The organism is Tumebacillus lacus (genome assembly GCF_026410385.1).
Classification (GTDB): domain Bacteria; phylum Bacillota; class Bacilli; order Tumebacillales; family Tumebacillaceae; genus Tumebacillus; species Tumebacillus lacus.
Genome location: NZ_JAPMLT010000010.1, coordinates 130,231 through 146,421, shown reverse-complemented (window position 1 = coordinate 146,421; position 16,191 = coordinate 130,231). Strand labels below are relative to the sequence as shown.

Sequence of the window (16,191 nt, the reverse complement as noted above, 5' to 3'; positions counted from 1 at the left end):
AGAAAATCTACACGCGCAGTGGGAAGTTATGGGGCAGTCGGTTACAATAGATGAGGAGGTGTTTACGCACAATCATGATCGATTCACTCCTTTTGTTTTTGATCGGGATGTTCGCCGGTGTCTCCGGTTCGATCGTCGGTTTGGGCGGCGGCTTTATCGTCGTGCCGTCGCTTGCCTTTCTCTACCCGATGATCCCGGCTCACATCGTCGGCACCTCGATGGCGGTGTTGTTTTTCAACTCGATTTCCAGCACGCTCGCCTATGCCCGGCAAAAGCGCATCGACTTTTCAGCCGGCATCGCCTTTGCGGTGGCCAGCATCCCCGGCTCGATCCTTGGGGCGATGACATCGGAACGATTGAGCGGCAAAACGTTTTTTGTCGGTTTCGGTTGCTTTTTGATCTTCATCTCGTTCTTTCTCGTCTTCAAGCCGAAACAACCGCTCCGTTGGCCGTTCGAGCCGACTATGCATCGCGAGTTTACCGATGCGTCGGGCGTTGCGTTCAAATTTTCCTACCATCGTCCCACCGGTGTGGCCGTCTCCTTTTTTGTCGGCTTTCTCGGTGCACTGCTTGGGATCGGCGGCGGTTCGCTGCTGGTGCCGACGATGGTGCTGCTGCTCACGTTCCCGCCGCACGTGGCGACGGCGACGTCGATGTTCACCATCTTCCTGTCGGCGATCATCGGCACCGGCACACACTGGGTCTACGACAACATCGACTGGTGGAAAGTGCTGTTCCTCGCACCGGGCGCGTTTCTCGGCGGCCAGATCGGGGCTCGGATCGCGCATCGATTGCCCGGTCAGCTGATCCTGCGCATCCTTGCGATAATGCTGGTGATCGTGGCGGTGCGCCTGATTATGAAATGATATGTGTGCAAAAGAAAAAACAGGACAGCTGTCTCGACAGACAGCCGTCCTGTTTTTATGTTACGACATACGATGCAATTGCCAGTCCAACCCGCCGTCCGCAAACGACACGATCACGCAGGTCAAGTCCGGATAGTGCCAGTCTGCCCGATCTGCGGCAGACGGCACCGCCGGTGCGGTCGGATGACTGTGCACCAGCGCGAGCGGGATGCGCCGCTCCGCTGAACAAGCGGTCCAGGCAGCCACCCACTCGCCCGGATCGACCGCGTAGTGGATGTCCGGTCGAAGGGCGACGTTGCGAAGCGGCGTCCAGTGTGTGACACGGCCGGACTCACCGCTCCAGAGAGCCACGCCCTCGTACGGCAGACAAGCTCGCAGGTGCGACACGGTCGCCGTCAGCACGCCGTCGTCGACGGTGAACATTATTCCACGTAATCGAGGAAGTCGAAGGAGTACTCGCCGATGGCGATGGTATCGCCGTGTTCGGCGCCTTTTTTGCGCAGGGCCGCGTCGACGCCTTTGTCCTTCATGATCTTCTGGAAGCGCTTGACCGAGTCGTACTGTTCGAAGTTGGTCATCTTGACCAGCTTTTCGATCCATTCGCCGTTTACGACGTACATCTCGTTGTCTCGGGTGATCCAGAATTTGTTTGCATCGTCTTCCAAACGGTAGACTTTGCGTTCGGTGACCTCTTCGACCTCTTCCAAGGTGGTCTCGATCGGCGGGGCCGCGTCCAGCGTGTCGGCGACGCCGTAGAGGAACTCCGGGATGCCTTGGCCGGTCACGCCGGAGATCGGGTAGATCTTGTATTGGTCCCCGACTTTTTTGCGAAACTCTGCAAGGTTTTCTTCCGCGCCCGGCAGATCCATTTTGTTGGCTGCAACGACCATCGGACGGGTCTCAAGTTTTTCGCTGTAGAGTTTGACTTCCTCGTTGATCTTCAGGAAGTCTTCGTACGGGTCGCGCTCTTCCGTGCCGGCCATGTCGATCACGTGGATGATGACGCGCGTGCGTTCGACGTGGCGCAGGAACTGGATGCCAAGGCCGTGCCCTTCATGAGCGCCTTCGATCAGACCTGGCAGGTCGGCCATGACGAAGGAACGACCGTCCGGCACGCCGACGACGCCGAGGTTCGGGGTCAGCGTGGTAAAATGGTACGCGCCGATCTTCGGACGCGCTGCCGAGACGGAAGCGAGCAGCGTCGATTTGCCTACCGACGGGAAGCCGACGAGGCCGACGTCTGCCAGCACTTTCAGTTCGAGCTGGATGTTGCGCTCTTGGCCCGGCTCGCCTTTTTCGGCGATCTCCGGCGCTTTGTTTTGGTGGGTGGCAAAGCGGGTGTTGCCCCGGCCGCCGCGTCCGCCTCTGGCGACGACCAGCTTTTGACCGTGCTCGGTCAGGTCGCCGAGATACTCGAGCGTGTCGGCGTCGGTTACGACCGTGCCCGGCGGAACTTTTATGTACATGTCTTCGGCGCTTGCGCCATGTTTGTTGCTGGTCTTGCCGTACTCACCGCGCTCGGCTTTGAAATGGCGCTTGTACTTGAAGTCGAGCAGGGTGCGAAGCCCTTCATCGACCACCAGCACGACGTCGCCGCCGTTGCCGCCGTCACCGCCGGCGGGACCGCCTTCCGGGACAAATTTTTCACGGCGGAACGAAACGATGCCATTGCCGCCGTCGCCGCCTTTAACGTATACTCTGGCTGTATCTACGAACATAACATTTTCACCTCAAAGTGATCACAGTCGAATCGAAAACTCGCGCCCGTCGTCAGTCTCTTCTTGACGGAGTTCGATCCCCTCTTGTTTCCAACGCGCGAACAGGTGGTCGAAGTTGATTTTCACAGTCTCTTCTACATCTTGCCCGCGAAGGAACCATCCTATCTCATATCCTTGACTGAACGAGACAATCCATACATCAACCGGCAACGGTTCGAGCAAATACTTTGCTTGATCGCCGATGCAGTCAAGGATATCAGACAGGACTTCGGCTGCCCGCGCTTCCGCCTCCGGGCTCGGCGCTTCCGCCTGTTCATAGGTGGCGTGCAGGCGAAGCATCGAATGCCGGATATCACGCGACAGCACGACATAGGAGAGCAACGGGCTCGGGAACGAGGACCATTCGGTGTGGCGCTGCGCTTCTTCGACCATCGCTTGAATCGGATCTTGCATGCGGTCGTATTTTTTCATCTGCGAATACGCCTGCAACAGCTGAACCTGATTCATCAGATCATGTCGGTACGTGCGCAACACTTCCAAATTCTCTTCGATCAGACGTCGCGCGTCGAACAGTTGACTCATCCCCATCTTCCCTCTCCGCAAGAAATTTGAAAGAACAGACTAACAGGATCGTAAAAAAGACGGCCTTCCCGAAAGAAGACCGTCTTTGTTCAATACGCTTATGCCTCGACAGCTTCCGCTTCGATGACAACCGGGTATACGCTGACTTGTTTCTTGTCGCGGCCCACGCGCTCGAAGGAGACGCGGCCTTCGACCTTAGCGAACAAGGTGTCGTCGCCGCCACGGCCGACGTTGTTGCCCGGGTAGATCTTGGTGCCGCGTTGGCGGACCAGGATCGAACCAGCGGTAACCACCTGGCCGTCTGCGCGCTTCACGCCCAGACGCTTGGAGATCGAGTCACGACCGTTCTTGGAGGAGCCTACCCCCTTCTTGGACGCGAACAGTTGAAGGTTCAGGTTCAACATTGAGTTACACCTCCCCTAGGTTTGAGATTTTACGGTTAGGTTAACAAAGTCGGGATACAAGTCCGCGACTTGTTGGATTCCGAAGACCATCGATTCAAACAGCAGTTGCAGCTTTTCGTTCTGCGCACCGCTGAGAGCCGGGATCGAGCACTGCACGTCCCCAGGCGCTACTTGTTCATCATCTGCGATGTGCACGCGGAGCAGTTGCTCAGCAGAGTTGATCGCGTTCGTGACGAGCACGGACACGGCCGCACAGACGATGTCATAACCGGGGTCGGCCGCCTCTGCATGTCCACGGACTGAGAATCGGTCGATATGCCCTTGGCCGTTACGCCAGACATTCGCGCGAATCATCGCAATTACGCGTTGATCTTCGCGATTTGTACTTGGGTATACGGTTGACGGTGACCTTGCTTGCGACGGTAGTTCTTCTTCGACTTGTACTTGAAGACGATGATCTTCTTAGCTTTGCCGTGTTTCAGAACTTTTGCGGAAACGGTCGCGCCCGCTACGAGCGGAGAACCGACTACCACGCCGCCTTCTTTGGAAACGAGCAGGACTTTGTCGAAGGTTACTTCTGCATCGTCCGCGACTTCGAGCTTCTCGATGAAGAGAACATCGCCCTCTGCCACTTTGTACTGTTTACCACCGGTTTCAACGATTGCGTACATCAATGTGCACCTCCTCAATTAAGACTCACTACCCACGAGGTATCTCGCAAAGGAGAGTTTTCAGGACCCGGGCTATGTGGTATTGCGTGCACGAACTAGCCAAATAGATAGCCATATCACGCCTACTAAGCAATCTTATCAGATACGGGAGTATGAAGTCAACATCGAATGCATGAAAAAGGGAAAGCCCGCTTAGGCTTCCCCGATCACGCTCGCTTTGGCATAGGTGCGGAACACTTGCGAGATCTTGACGAGCATGTGCCGGCCGACGTGCATGCCGCCGCCCGCGATGTCGAGCACATACCCTTCGATGCGGGCGATGCCGTCTTGCGGATTGTGGGCGTGCGGCTCTTCGACGCGCACTTCCACGACCTGGCCGATCTGCACCGGCAGGGCGCGCATCTCCACTTCCTCGACGGTGCCGGCCGCGAGGATGCGGTGTTCGGCCATGTGCAGGCTCTCGCGGCCTTTGATGAACACGCGCATGCCCCACTCGCTCTCCAGGCGTCGCAACTGTTGCGCGCTCGGTCCGATCAGGAGCGCCGCCACCTGCGGGTGGCACTCGACCAACACCGCTTGATGCTCCTGACCGGCGAGGTATTCGCGCAGTTCCCGCTCGATCCGGGCGGCCATCGTCTCCTCCGACCAGACCTTGCCCCGCCCTTCGCAGTACGGACAAGCACGCTGCAGCGCTTCGTCGAGCGATTGGCGTACTTTTTTGCGGGTCATCTCGATCAGCCCCAGTTGGGTGATGCCGAGCACGTGGGCGCGGGTGCGGTCCTTTTTCAGCAGCGCTTCAAATTCCTGCACGACCTTTTCTTTGTGGGCCGGGTCGCGCATGTCGATGAAGTCGATGATGATGATGCCGCCGATGTCGCGCAGGCGGATCTGGCGCACCAGTTCGCGGGCCGCTTCCAGATTGGTCTTGAGCACGGTCTCTTCCAACGACGTGGTGCCGATAAACTTGCCGGTGTTGATATCAATGGCGGTCAACGCTTCGGTCTGGTCGATGATCAGGTAACCGCCCGACTTCAGCCAAACTTTGCGCTTCATCGCTTTTTCGACCTCTTGATCGATCCGGTGAACGGAGAACAAATTTTCTTTGCCCCGATACAGATGCACGCGCTCGACCAACTGCGGCGACTGTTCGCGCACGATCTCGCGGATCGTCCCGAACGCCTCGAAGTTGTCGACCCAGAGCTCCTCGACGTCCTCGGTGAAGAAGTCGCGCACCGAACGGCTCAACAGGTCGAGATCGCTGTGCACGAGGCCCGGCACTTTGACGTGCTTGGCATGCCTTTGCAACCGCTGCCACACGGCGTTCAGGTGGCGGTAGTCCTCTTCCAAGGACTCGTCCTCCACGCCTTCTGCTGCCGTGCGCACGATCACGCCGACGTTTTGTTCGCGGACACGGTCAGCCATTTTGCGAATGCGGTCGCGCTCGCTGTCCGACTCGATGCGGCGCGAGACGCCGACATAGTCCTGCTCCGGCATGATCACCAGATAGCGGCCCGGCAGCGACAAGGAGGTCGTCACGCGCGCTCCTTTGGTGCCGACCGCCTCTTTGGTCACTTGCACGAGCAGGACTTGGCCTTCGCGCACGAGGTCGGCGATCTTCGGCCGTCTGTCCGGCGTGGTGGGACCTGGGGCGAGCGAAAGGGCGTCGTCGATGTAGAGGAACGCATTTTTCTCCTGCCCGATGTCGATGAACGCCGCCTGCATGCCGGGCAGGACGTTGGCGACCCGCCCTTTGTAAATGTTGCCGGCGATGCCGGTCGTGGATTGTCGTTCCGCATAGTATTCGGCCGTGCGACCGTCCTCGAGGATTGCCACGCGCAACTCCCGGCTGTCTTGCGAGATGATGATCTGTTTGCGCATCTTGCACATTCCTTTCGATTGCCTATTGCCTACTGATTCGACAGGTGCTAAATAATTCCTCTTCCTCTATCGACGCTCGGCAATCTGGAGCAGGGTCAGCCGCATGCCGCCCTCCTCAAACACACTATGAACCAAATCATCCTCGCCTAATACGGTCAAGACCTTTTTTTCTTGATCGAGCACGTAGATCAGATGATAGCTGTCGGGAGCAAACATCTCGATCACGTCGCGCACCCGCATGTCACCCGGCACGGCCAGCGGGCGAACGGGCTGCGCGTCGTGACGCTTTTCCCGCCGTTTTGCGTCGAGAAAGCGGATCACGTCCACCTTCATCTGTTTGCGCAACTCCCACGCGGAGAGGAGCAAGAAAGAGCCGAGCAGCAGGAAGGAGAGATTGAGCGCGCCCACCCACATCGAGAGTATGCCGACGACGAGCAGGAGGATGGCCAGAAACATCGACAAGCGGATCGACACCTCCGTCGCCGCCCGGTATCCCTGCTCCCGCGACGTCGCAGCGCGCAGGATGCGGCCGCCGTCGAGCGGCAAGGCGGGCAACAGATTGAAAAAGCCGATGGTCAGGTTGCCTTTGATGAAAAACTGAGTCAGCCCGTCTGACCACAGGCCAAGACTGTGCAGGAGCAGGCCGATCAAGATCATCAGAAAATTGTTGATCGGACCTGCAATGGCGATCGCCACCTCGTGACGCGGGTTCCAGCCCATCGCGCCGTGTTCGAGCTTGGCCACCCCGCCAAACGGCAGGATCTGCATCTCGCGGATGCGGTAGCCGTATGCGGTGGCGACGCCGATGTGCCCCAGTTCATGGACGATGACAATCGTGAACAGCACCAGCGTCTCCACGATCATCCCGGCCGCAACGGAGGCGGCGATCAGAAGCAAAAACAGCGGATGGACGCGGATTTTCATGCCGGTCGGCCACGCGGCCACAAGACGCTGCAAGGCCCGGCTCCGCATGCGCCTCTTCATCGGTCTGCCTCGCCTTTATTGGCCGCTCGTCTGGCCGTCGGTCCCAGTCTTTTCGGTCTTCTGACCGCTCGCCTCGCCGCTGGCCGGAAGTTCGAGGATCTCGTCCGGGTCGACATACTGCCCGTCGCGCTGGAAGGCGAAGAACAGGTCCGATTTGTCATCTTTTGCCTTCAGGACGCCGATCACTTCGTTGCTCTGCACCCAGTCCTCCGCTTTGACGCTGACCGTTTTGAGGTGGCTGTACATCGTCCGGCCGGAGGTGCCGTGGTTGATCGTGACGGTGAAGTCTTCCGCACCGACCTGTTCGACTTTTTCGATCACGCCGGCTCGCGACGCTTTGACGTTCGCTCCCGCTGCGGTTTGGAAGGTGATGCCCTGCTGCTCTTTGCCGTCATACGGCACTTTGACCGTGCCTTGCACTGGCAGCACGAACGGCTCCGGTGCCTCGACGCTCGACCCGCCCGTCCCCATCGTCGGCACGGCGACGCGGTCTGCCACGTTGTCTCTCCACCATTCCGGGAGCGCGGCAAAGTTGCTGTCGGATGTCATCGTCGAGGTGACGAACGCTTGTACTTTCTGCGCCACCGGCTGCTCGCTTTGGAAGGAAAAATACAGCACGCCGGTCAGTGCGACCGCCCCGAGCACCTGCATGGCGCGGCGCATCGGATTGGCTTCCTCGTGATACTCGTCGTCCTCATAGCCGAAGCGACGCCCGCCATACGGCCCGTCCCACTGACGGGACTGGCCGCGAGCACGCAGAAAATCTTCGTAACTTCGTCCCCGCGAGCTCGGATGCGGCGTAAAGACCGGCCGCGAAGAGGTCGCATCCCAATCATCGTCGCCGCCCGCAAACAGGGATGAGCGCGTCGAGTCGCTGCTGTAGGCATCAAAGCCCCCGCCGTTTTGGAAGCCCTGCGACCAAGGCATCGTCTCGTACTCACCCCGTCTGCGTTTCTTTTTCCAGAAATCCCACTTGATCATGATCCCTGTCTCCCCTCGTCCACAGTTGTTCTGCTAACATCCTATGAGCGAGGAAGGAAGGATATGAGACAAGATGTGCCACAAAAAAAGCGAGCCCGGCAGACTGCCGTGACTCGCTTGTCCCTTCTGTTGTTGGCTCCGCTATTTGCCAAGCCCGATCATGCGTTTCATCTTGTTCAGGAAGCCGCCGTTTTCGGACAGCACCAAGAGCGGCACCGAGTCGCCGAGGATGCGGCGGGCGATGTTGCGGTAGGCCATGCCGGCGCGGGCGTTCGGGTTCATGACGACCGGCTCGCCTTTGTTGGAGCCGGAGATGACGCCTTCGTCATCCGGCACGACGCCGAGCAGGTCGATGGCGAGGATCGCCACGATCTCCTCGATGTCGAGCATGTTGCCTTCGCGCACCATATGCGGGCGCACGCGGTTGATCACCAGTTTCGGACGCTCCAGCTTTTCCGCTTCCAAGAGACCGATGACGCGGTCGGCGTCGCGGACGGCAGCCGCCTCCGGGTTGGTGACGACGATGGCCTTGTCCGCGCCGCTGACTGCGATCTTGAAGCCTTGCTCGATCCCGGCCGGGCAGTCGATCAGGACAAAGTCGAACTGACCTTTGAGCTTCTCCACGATCTCCTTGACGCTCTCCGGGGTCAAAGCGGATTTGTCCTTCGTCTGGGAGGCGGGCAGCATGTACAGATGATCAAAGCGCTTGTCTTTGATCAGCGCTTGTTCCAAGCGGCATTGTTCGGTGACGACATCGACGATGTCATAGATGATGCGGTTCTCAAGACCCATCACCACGTCGAGATTGCGCAGGCCGATGTCGGTGTCGACCAAGCAGACCTTTTTACCGGACAACGCCAAGGCGATGCCGATATTTGCGGAGGTGGTCGTCTTGCCGACGCCCCCTTTACCCGATGTTACTACGATTGCCTCTCCCACTTTCAGTTCCCTCCTCTGAAATCGCGGGCCCTAATGCTGTATAGATGACTGATCTTGTCAACCGCCATCTGCTTGTCGCGCAGATAGGCGAACTCCATCTCGGTCTCGCCCAGGTCCCGGTCGCCGGTGTCCGGCGAGCGGCTGATCACGTCGTGAATGCGCAGTTGGGTCGGTCGGAAAAACACAGCTGCGATCACCGCGTTCTCATCGCCTTTGCAACCGGCATGCGCCATGCCGCGCAAGGTGCCCATCACGTAGATGTCGCCCGTCGCTAGCACCTGCGCACCGGGGTTGATGTCGCCGACGACGACCACGTCGCCGTCATGCTCGATCACCTGCCCCGAGCGGACGGTGCCGTGATGGATGAACGGCACAGGCTCCTGCTTGACCGGAACGACGCTGCTCGACTGAAACTCCTGAATGATCAGGTTGCCGTGGCCGGACAGCTTTTCACGGATCTGAGCTTCTTCCAGATCGGAAAATTTGCGCGAACCGGTCTGCAGGGTGACACGCACCAGCGGACCGAGCAGCAGACGCTGATGGGAGCCGTTCATTTTCTCGTCAAGATCTGTGAGAATCTCCTCGAAGGAGCATTGATCGTTCAATATGAAGACCAGTCCATCACGGATGCCCTTGATCGTCACGGGCGTTCTGGTTCGCAGCGGTTCGCATCCCGTTTGATGTGCCATACCGGTCCTCCCATTCCACACTTCGACTTGCCGATGTACTTACTTCGCGAAAGAGGAGAAGTTCTCCTGTTATTCCGCCTTTTTCTCTTCTTTTTTCTCCGCCGATTGTTCGCCGAGGTTGAAGTAGGCGTCCATCATCGCTTTGGCGATCGGGCCGAGCGTCGCGCCCGATTGAGACATGTGCTTGTTGTCAGGGATGATGATCGCGATGGCGATCTGCGGATCGTCATACGGCGCATACCCGACGTAGACCGAGTTTTCCGTGCCGCCCCGGCCCGTCTCCGCCGTCCCCGTCTTCGACGCGACTTGGATCGGATAGTTTCCAAACACGCCGTAGAACGTGCCGTAGGGCTTGCGGGAGACGTCGAGCATCCCTTCGCGGACCACGCGGTACTCGTCCTTGGTGAAGGACGTCTCGCCGAGCAGTTTCGGCTCGGTCTTCTGCAGCGTCGTGCCGTCCGGCTTGATGATCTCAGAGACGACATACGGCTGCATGCGCTTGCCTTCGTTGGCGATGGTCGAGGTGTATTGCGCCAGTTGGAGCAACGTGTACTTTTCGTTCTGGCCAAAGGAAGCGAACGCCAAGTCGGACACGTAACCCTCTTGCGTGATCTGCCCTTTTGCTTCATACGGCAGGTCGACGCCGGTCGTCTGCAGTCCGAGGCCCATCTCTTTGTGGTAGTCCAGGACGAGATTCATCTTTTCTTTGAGCGTGACGTTCAGGTAGTGATTGACGTCCCGACCGAGCGAGTTGAAGTCAAAGACTCCTTTAAACGTCTCGATCATGTACACGTTGGACGATTCGGCCAGCGCGCGGCGCGCATCGACGTCGCCGATCGACTTCCAGGAGCGGATCGTCGTGTCGAGGAACTTGGTGTAACCAGGGTCGTAGATCACGGTACTCGGCGTGATCTTGCCTTCATGCAGGCCGATCAGGACGGTCGACATCTTGATCGTCGAGCCCGGTTCGTAGACCTGTTGCATCGTGCGGTTCATCTCTGCCGGAGCAAATTTTGTTGCGTAGTCTTTGGCGGAGATGCCTTCGACCCACATCGTCGGGTCGTAGTCCGGGTAGCTGGCCATCGCCAGCACTTCGCCCGTTTTCGGATTCATGGCGACGGCCGCGCCGTGCTTGACCGTCGGAATCGTCTTGCCCATCTCTTCAACGCGGGCTTTGAGGGCGTTTTCGGTCGCCTCTTGCAATTTCGAGTGGATCGTGAGTTTCAAGTCGTGACCTTTGACCGGCTCGACGGTGATCGCCTTGTCTTTGTTGACCGGTTGGTAGTTGATGTTTACCTCGACCTTGTAGGTGCCGTTTTTGCCGTGCAAAAACTTTTCATACTGGCTCTCGACACCGGCGGTGCCGACCAGGTCGGTCTGTTGGTACTCTTCTTTGTGCTCTTCGTAATAATCGGCCGGTATGTCGTTCAGATAGCCGACTACGTGAGAAGCAAAATCTTTGCGCACATACTCGCGAATCGGTTCGACAATGACGTTGAAGCCCGGCAGTTCGTCGGCGTGTTCACGCACATAGGCGACGATCTGGTCCGGAGCGTTGGTAATCACTTTGCGCGCCATCGAAGGCGAATATTTAATGGCGTGGGGGTCCATCGCCTTGTAGAGATCTTCGATTGACAGATTGAACACCGGCGCCAGCTCGGAGATGAGCATGGTCGAGTCTTGCACCTCGGTGTTCAAAGGCTGGAACGTGATCGTAAAAGCCGGTTTGTTGCGAACCAGTTCATTGCCGTCGCGGTCTAAAATGTTGCCGCGCGGTGCCGGGATCGACTGCGTGACATAGCGGTTGTTTTCCGCCCGCTTCAACAGTTCTTCTCCCTCGGACAATTGCAAGAAACTCAGCCGGAAGATCAAGACGGCCAGCGCGAAAAAGATGACCATGAACAACAGGCTCATCCGCTTGCCGACCACCGATTGTTTTTCTTGCTCATATTGCGTCAACGATACTCACACCCTCTCTCTCTGATACATCCACATCGTAACTGTATTCGCGCTTGACCTATGCGATTCCTCCAACAAAACACAGGAAAACACATAGAAAAAAGAGGCTCGGGAGCCTCTTTTTACGGGGTGATGCGATGGGCGAAGTAAGCGTCGATCATCGCTTTGGCGATCGGACCGAGCGCTTCGTTGGAGTGACTTTGCTTTTCGTTGTCCGGCACGATCACCGCGATGGCGATCTCCGGATCGTTGTACGGCGCGTAACCGACAAAGACGGAGTTTTCCGTGCCCCGCCCGGTCTCGGCTGTGCCCGTCTTGCCCGCCACCTTGACCGGATAGCCGCCAAAGACGGAGTAGAACGTGCCGTACGGTTTGTTGGTGACGTCGTACATGCCCTGTTGCACCGCTCGCAGGTGCTCCATCGGGAACGAGACCTGACCTTGCGTGACCGGCTCGATTGGTTGCTCCGCTTTTGTAATCGGGTCGATCAGCGCTTTGACGACGTGCGGTTGTATCCGTTTGCCGTCGTTGGCGATGGTCGAGACGTACTGCGCCAACTGGAGCAGCGTGTATTTCTCCGTCTGGCCGATGGCGGCGAAGGCGAGGTCAGAGACGAGCCCTTCCTGCGTGACTTGTCCCTCCGCCTCATAGGGCAGGTCGATGCCGGTCGTCACTTCGCCAAGACCCAGTTCTTTGTGATAGTTGAGGATCTTGGTCATCGTCTTTGGCAGCGTGTCGGCCAAAAAGTGATTGACCTGCGGCGTCGACATCCCTTCATAGTAGCCGGCCATCTTCAGGAACGTCTTGATCATGTAGACGTTGGACGATTCGGCGAGGGCTCGATACGTGTTGATGTTGCCCATCGGCTTCCACGACTTGATGTAGTTCGGCACGCCTTTGACGATGTAGCCGACCTGCACTTTGCCCGGATCGTTCATCACCGTATGCGGTGTGATCGTGCCTTCTTTCAACCCGGCCAACACCGTCGCCATCTTGATCGTGGAACCGGGTTGGTAGACCTGCTGGATCGCCCGGTTCATCTCCGCCGGCTGGAACTGCTCGAGATATTCTTTTTCGGACAGTCCGCGTATCCACAGATTGGGGTCGTATTGCGGATAGCTCGCCATCGCGTAGATCTCCCCCGTCTTGGGGTTCATCGCCACGGCGGCCGCATGTTTCACCGTCCGCACCCGGCGGCTCAACGCGCGCACGCGGTCGGCGAGCACCCGCTCGGTGACCGTCTGGAGGTTTCTGTCGAGGGTGAGGATCAGGTCGTGGCCTTTGATCGGGTCCTCGACGCGCTGATCCTGCAACGGCTGGTTGTAGATGTTGACCTCGACCTGTACTTTGCCGGGACGACCGCGCAACTGTGCTTCGTATGACTTTTCCACGCCGGCCATGCCGATCCGGTCGGTCTGCTGGTACTCGTCTTTGTGTGCCTGCCAGTACTCCTGCGGGATGTTGTTCAAATAGCCGAGGATGTGTGACGCAAACGGGCCGTACAGATAGTCGCGGATCGGCTCGACGATCACGTTGACTCCCGGCAGCTCTTCCTGATGCTCGCGGATGTAGGCGATCTGCTCCTCGTTGGCACCGGTCATCAGTTTGCGCGCCATCGAGAGCATGTACCGCTGGCCGGAAAGGTCCATCGCCGCCAGCACTTCCTCCGGGGTGCGCTTCATCACCGGAGCGAGTCGGTCTGCGATCTGGCGAGACTGTTTCTCCTCTTGGTCGAGAATCGTGTAGGTGATCGTAAACGACGGTTTGTTGTTGACGAGCAGGTTGCGGTCGCGGTCGTAGATCAGCCCGCGCGGCGCGGGGACGGTCTGCTGAATGAAGCGGTTGGTCTCCGCTTCTTTCAGGTAGAAGTCACCCTGCGAGAGTTGCAGAAAACTGAGACGAAACACCAAAACGGCAAGGGCCACGAAGATCAGCATAAACAGAAGGTTTAAGCGTTTCCCCGTGGCCGTTTTCAGTTCTTCCTCAAGATGCTGTTGGTGAGGATGGCGGTTCATGCAAAACGCTCCCTTCCCTGTGGAGGCAGAAGGACTCAGAGCGATGATTCGTCAGCCAAGCCGACCTTGCGGCGGTCGGTGCCGAGCAAGCGCACCGACGGCGAGTAGAGCAACAGAGCAAAGATGCCGTTCCAGATCATCATTCGCACGCCGTGCGTGACCGCGACCATCAGGTCGAGATGCGCAAAGCCGAACAGACGCACGATTCCGTAGAGCATCATCTCGGCGAGGAAGGTGTAGCCGAGCATGACGAGGATCGCCGTCACCAACTGGCGGGTCCAGTAGGTGCCGTATGTCATGCCGGCAAAGTAGCCGACCGTCGCATAGGTGAACGCGTACGGACCGAGGAACGTGCCGAACAGGATGTCCTGAATCAGACCGATCGCAAGGCCCACATAGAGCGCAAAGATCGGCCCCCGCATCAGCGAGACGAACAGGAGCATCACCAGCACGATGTTCGGTGCGACAAAGGAAAACGGCGGCACTTGCAGAACGGTCGATTGCACGATGAGCACACCCATCATCGACAGGACGATCAACACCGGATGCATCCGCGTCTACCTCGCTTCCTGTTTCGCCTGTTTGACGACGTAAAGGAATTCGAGGTAGTCGAGGTTGGCGGCCGGTTCGATCTCCGCCGTCTTGGTCAGCCCCAGTTTGTCGTTTTGGAACGACGTCACTTTGCCGATGAACAAGGCGGGCGGGAAGATGTCGGACAGCCCGGACGTCACGACGTCCTGACCGACCTCGACGTTGGAGTTGAGCGGGATGCCGGTCATCTCCAGCCGCACCTTCTCGTTTTGGGACACGGCGGTGGAAACGCCGCTGATGATCCCGTAGGCCGGGTTGTTCTCATCGTTGTTCTGCACGCGTGCCGAGATGCCGACCTTGCTCTTGTCGGTGATCAGCAACACTTTGGAGTGGTACGGCGTCACTTCGTAGACGCGGCCGACCAGACCGCGCGTGGCGGTGATCACAGCCATGTCTCGCGAGACGCCGTCCTTGCTGCCCACATCGAGCGTCACCTCTTGGTTCCACGTCGACGGGCTTCTGCCGATCACATTGGCTGCGGCGACGAACTCAAGGCCGCCAAGGCGGCTCTTGATGCCCAAGTCCTCTGTCAACTTCTTGTTGTCCCTCTCCAGTTCCCGGATGAGCACGCGCATCGACGAATAGTCGTTGAGGTTTTGCTTGAGACGCGCGTTCTCTTCGTAGAGCGCTTTGATGTTGCGGACTTCCTCGAAGAAGCCGGCGACGTGCTGCACGGGCGCGTAGATCACGCCTTGCACCCAGCCGAAGGAGTCGATCAGAAACGACTCCGGCCACGTCGGCTTCTCCCGGTCGCGCAACGTAAGGCCGGCCAGGGCTGCGAGCAAAATGAAGCCGGCCAGCAGCACCATCAGACGCTTACTAGTAAAAAATCGGGTCACCCGTTACCCACATCCTTTACGTGCCGACGTGTGATTCGCTTAGCGAACGCGACGCTTTTTCGTGTCATTGTTGAACATCAGATGGCTGTACTCCAGCGACTTGCCGGTGCCGATCGCCACGCAGTCCAGCGGGTTTTCCGCCACCAGCACCGGCATGCCGGTCTCCCGGGAGAGCAGACGGTCGAGGTTGCGCAGGAGCGCGCCGCCGCCGGTGAGGACGATGCCGCGGTCCATGATGTCGGCTGCCAGTTCAGGCGGCGACTTTTCGAGGGTGATCTTCACCGCTTCGACGATGGAGTTGACCGTATCGGAGAGCGCCTCCGAGATCTCGGTGGACGTGATCTGAAGCGTCTTCGGCAGACCGGTGACCAAGTCGCGGCCGCGCACGTCCATCGTCTCCGGCTTTTCCGGCGGGATCGCCGTGCCGATGGTCACTTTCAATTCTTCCGCGGTGCGTTCGCCGATCATCAAGTTATATGCTTTTTTGATGTACTGAATGATCGCTTCGTCCATCTCGTCGCCTGCGACGCGGATCGAGCGGGACGTGACGATGCCGCCGAGCGAGATGATCGCCACCTCGGTCGTGCCGCCGCCGATGTCGACGACCATCGAACCGGTCGGTTCTTCAACCGGCAAACCCGCGCCGATTGCAGCTGCCATCGGCTCTTCGATCGTCTGCGGGTCGCGTGCGCCCGCTTCGCGCGCTGCGTCTTCGACGGCGCGCTTTTCCACGGCGGTGATGCCGGACGGCACGCAGACGACGACGCGCGGTGCCGAGAACCAGAAGCCTTTTTGCTTGAGCGCTTGACGGATGAAATGGCGAAGCATCGTCGCCGTCGTCTCAAAGTCGGCGATGACACCGTCCTTCATCGGGCGCACCGCCACGATGTTGCCCGGCGTTCTGCCGATCATTTGCTTGGCCTCTTCACCGACCGCCTTGATCTCGCCGGTGTCGGTGCGCGTCGCGACGACAGACGGCTCCCGAATGATAATCCCCTTGCCTTTTACATATACGAGGGTGTTGGCCGTTCCCAGGTCAATACCCATATCTCGCGAAAATTTGTTGAACATCTTG

The 16,191-nt window shown here is 58.7% G+C and carries 17 protein-coding genes; 1 reads left to right on the top strand and 16 read right to left on the bottom strand.

What is annotated here, in order from left to right; genetic code table 11:
* Window positions 1–74 precede the first annotated feature (74 nt).
* Complete coding sequence (locus OS242_RS15840; protein ID WP_267152670.1) at window positions 75–866, top strand: sulfite exporter TauE/SafE family protein; 792 nt, start codon at window positions 75–77, stop codon at window positions 864–866.
* Between the two features lie 60 nt (window positions 867–926).
* On the opposite strand, the gene OS242_RS15835 is transcribed toward OS242_RS15840, so the two are convergent.
* From OS242_RS15835 to OS242_RS15760, 16 genes are all read right to left on the bottom strand, one after another.
* Window positions 927–1,289 (bottom strand): M67 family metallopeptidase, encoded by a 363-nt coding sequence (locus OS242_RS15835; protein ID WP_267152669.1) that lies wholly within the window; start codon window positions 1,287–1,289, stop codon window positions 927–929.
* Window positions 1,289–2,584: a GTPase ObgE gene (gene obgE / locus OS242_RS15830; protein ID WP_267152668.1), complete on the bottom strand. Its 1,296-nt coding sequence runs from the start codon at window positions 2,582–2,584 to the stop codon at window positions 1,289–1,291. The genes OS242_RS15835 and obgE overlap by 1 nt, the downstream gene beginning before the upstream one ends.
* A gap of 21 nt (window positions 2,585–2,605) precedes the next feature.
* Window positions 2,606–3,166 carry a Spo0B domain-containing protein gene (locus tag OS242_RS15825; RefSeq protein ID WP_267152667.1) on the bottom strand — a complete coding sequence of 187 codons (561 nt, stop codon included), beginning with the start codon at window positions 3,164–3,166 and terminating at the stop codon, window positions 2,606–2,608.
* Window positions 3,167–3,264: 98 nt separating this feature from the next.
* Entirely contained in the window at window positions 3,265–3,570 is a 306-nt protein-coding gene (rpmA, locus tag OS242_RS15820) for a 50S ribosomal protein L27 (protein ID WP_267152666.1), read from the bottom strand.
* Window positions 3,571–3,585: 15 nt separating this feature from the next.
* Window positions 3,586–3,924, bottom strand: a complete 339-nt coding sequence (locus OS242_RS15815; protein WP_267152665.1) for a ribosomal-processing cysteine protease Prp — start codon at window positions 3,922–3,924, stop codon at window positions 3,586–3,588.
* 5 nt (window positions 3,925–3,929) lie between these two features.
* Window positions 3,930–4,241, bottom strand: a complete 312-nt coding sequence (gene rplU, locus OS242_RS15810; RefSeq protein WP_267152664.1) for a 50S ribosomal protein L21 — start codon at window positions 4,239–4,241, stop codon at window positions 3,930–3,932.
* Window positions 4,242–4,433: 192 nt separating this feature from the next.
* Window positions 4,434–6,119, bottom strand: a complete 1,686-nt coding sequence (locus OS242_RS15805) for an Rne/Rng family ribonuclease (protein WP_267152663.1) — start codon at window positions 6,117–6,119, stop codon at window positions 4,434–4,436.
* Window positions 6,120–6,185: 66 nt separating this feature from the next.
* Complete coding sequence (locus OS242_RS15800; RefSeq protein ID WP_267152662.1) at window positions 6,186–7,103, bottom strand: M50 family metallopeptidase; 918 nt, start codon at window positions 7,101–7,103, stop codon at window positions 6,186–6,188.
* A gap of 15 nt (window positions 7,104–7,118) precedes the next feature.
* Window positions 7,119–8,084: a M23 family metallopeptidase gene (locus tag OS242_RS15795; RefSeq protein WP_267152661.1), complete on the bottom strand. Its 966-nt coding sequence runs from the start codon at window positions 8,082–8,084 to the stop codon at window positions 7,119–7,121.
* A gap of 141 nt (window positions 8,085–8,225) precedes the next feature.
* Window positions 8,226–9,023 carry a septum site-determining protein MinD gene (gene minD / locus OS242_RS15790; RefSeq protein ID WP_267152660.1) on the bottom strand — a complete coding sequence of 266 codons (798 nt, stop codon included), beginning with the start codon at window positions 9,021–9,023 and terminating at the stop codon, window positions 8,226–8,228.
* A gap of 2 nt (window positions 9,024–9,025) precedes the next feature.
* Window positions 9,026–9,712, bottom strand: coding sequence for a septum site-determining protein MinC (locus tag OS242_RS15785; RefSeq protein WP_267152659.1), 687 nt, complete (start codon window positions 9,710–9,712; stop codon window positions 9,026–9,028).
* Window positions 9,713–9,781: 69 nt separating this feature from the next.
* On the bottom strand, window positions 9,782–11,671 hold the full coding sequence (locus tag OS242_RS15780; RefSeq protein ID WP_267152658.1) for a peptidoglycan D,D-transpeptidase FtsI family protein: 1,890 nt from the start codon (window positions 11,669–11,671) through the stop codon (window positions 9,782–9,784).
* Window positions 11,672–11,793: 122 nt separating this feature from the next.
* Window positions 11,794–13,686, bottom strand: a complete 1,893-nt coding sequence (locus OS242_RS15775) for a peptidoglycan D,D-transpeptidase FtsI family protein (RefSeq protein WP_267152657.1) — start codon at window positions 13,684–13,686, stop codon at window positions 11,794–11,796.
* A 35-nt stretch (window positions 13,687–13,721) separates the two neighbouring features.
* Entirely contained in the window at window positions 13,722–14,237 is a 516-nt protein-coding gene (mreD, locus tag OS242_RS15770; RefSeq protein ID WP_267152656.1) for a rod shape-determining protein MreD, read from the bottom strand.
* Between the two features lie 6 nt (window positions 14,238–14,243).
* Window positions 14,244–15,116, bottom strand: coding sequence for a rod shape-determining protein MreC (gene mreC / locus OS242_RS15765; protein WP_267152655.1), 873 nt, complete (start codon window positions 15,114–15,116; stop codon window positions 14,244–14,246).
* Between the two features lie 39 nt (window positions 15,117–15,155).
* A complete protein-coding gene (locus tag OS242_RS15760; protein WP_267152654.1) occupies window positions 15,156–16,187 on the bottom strand; it encodes a rod shape-determining protein in 1,032 nt (343 codons plus the stop codon).
* Window positions 16,188–16,191 lie beyond the last annotated feature (4 nt).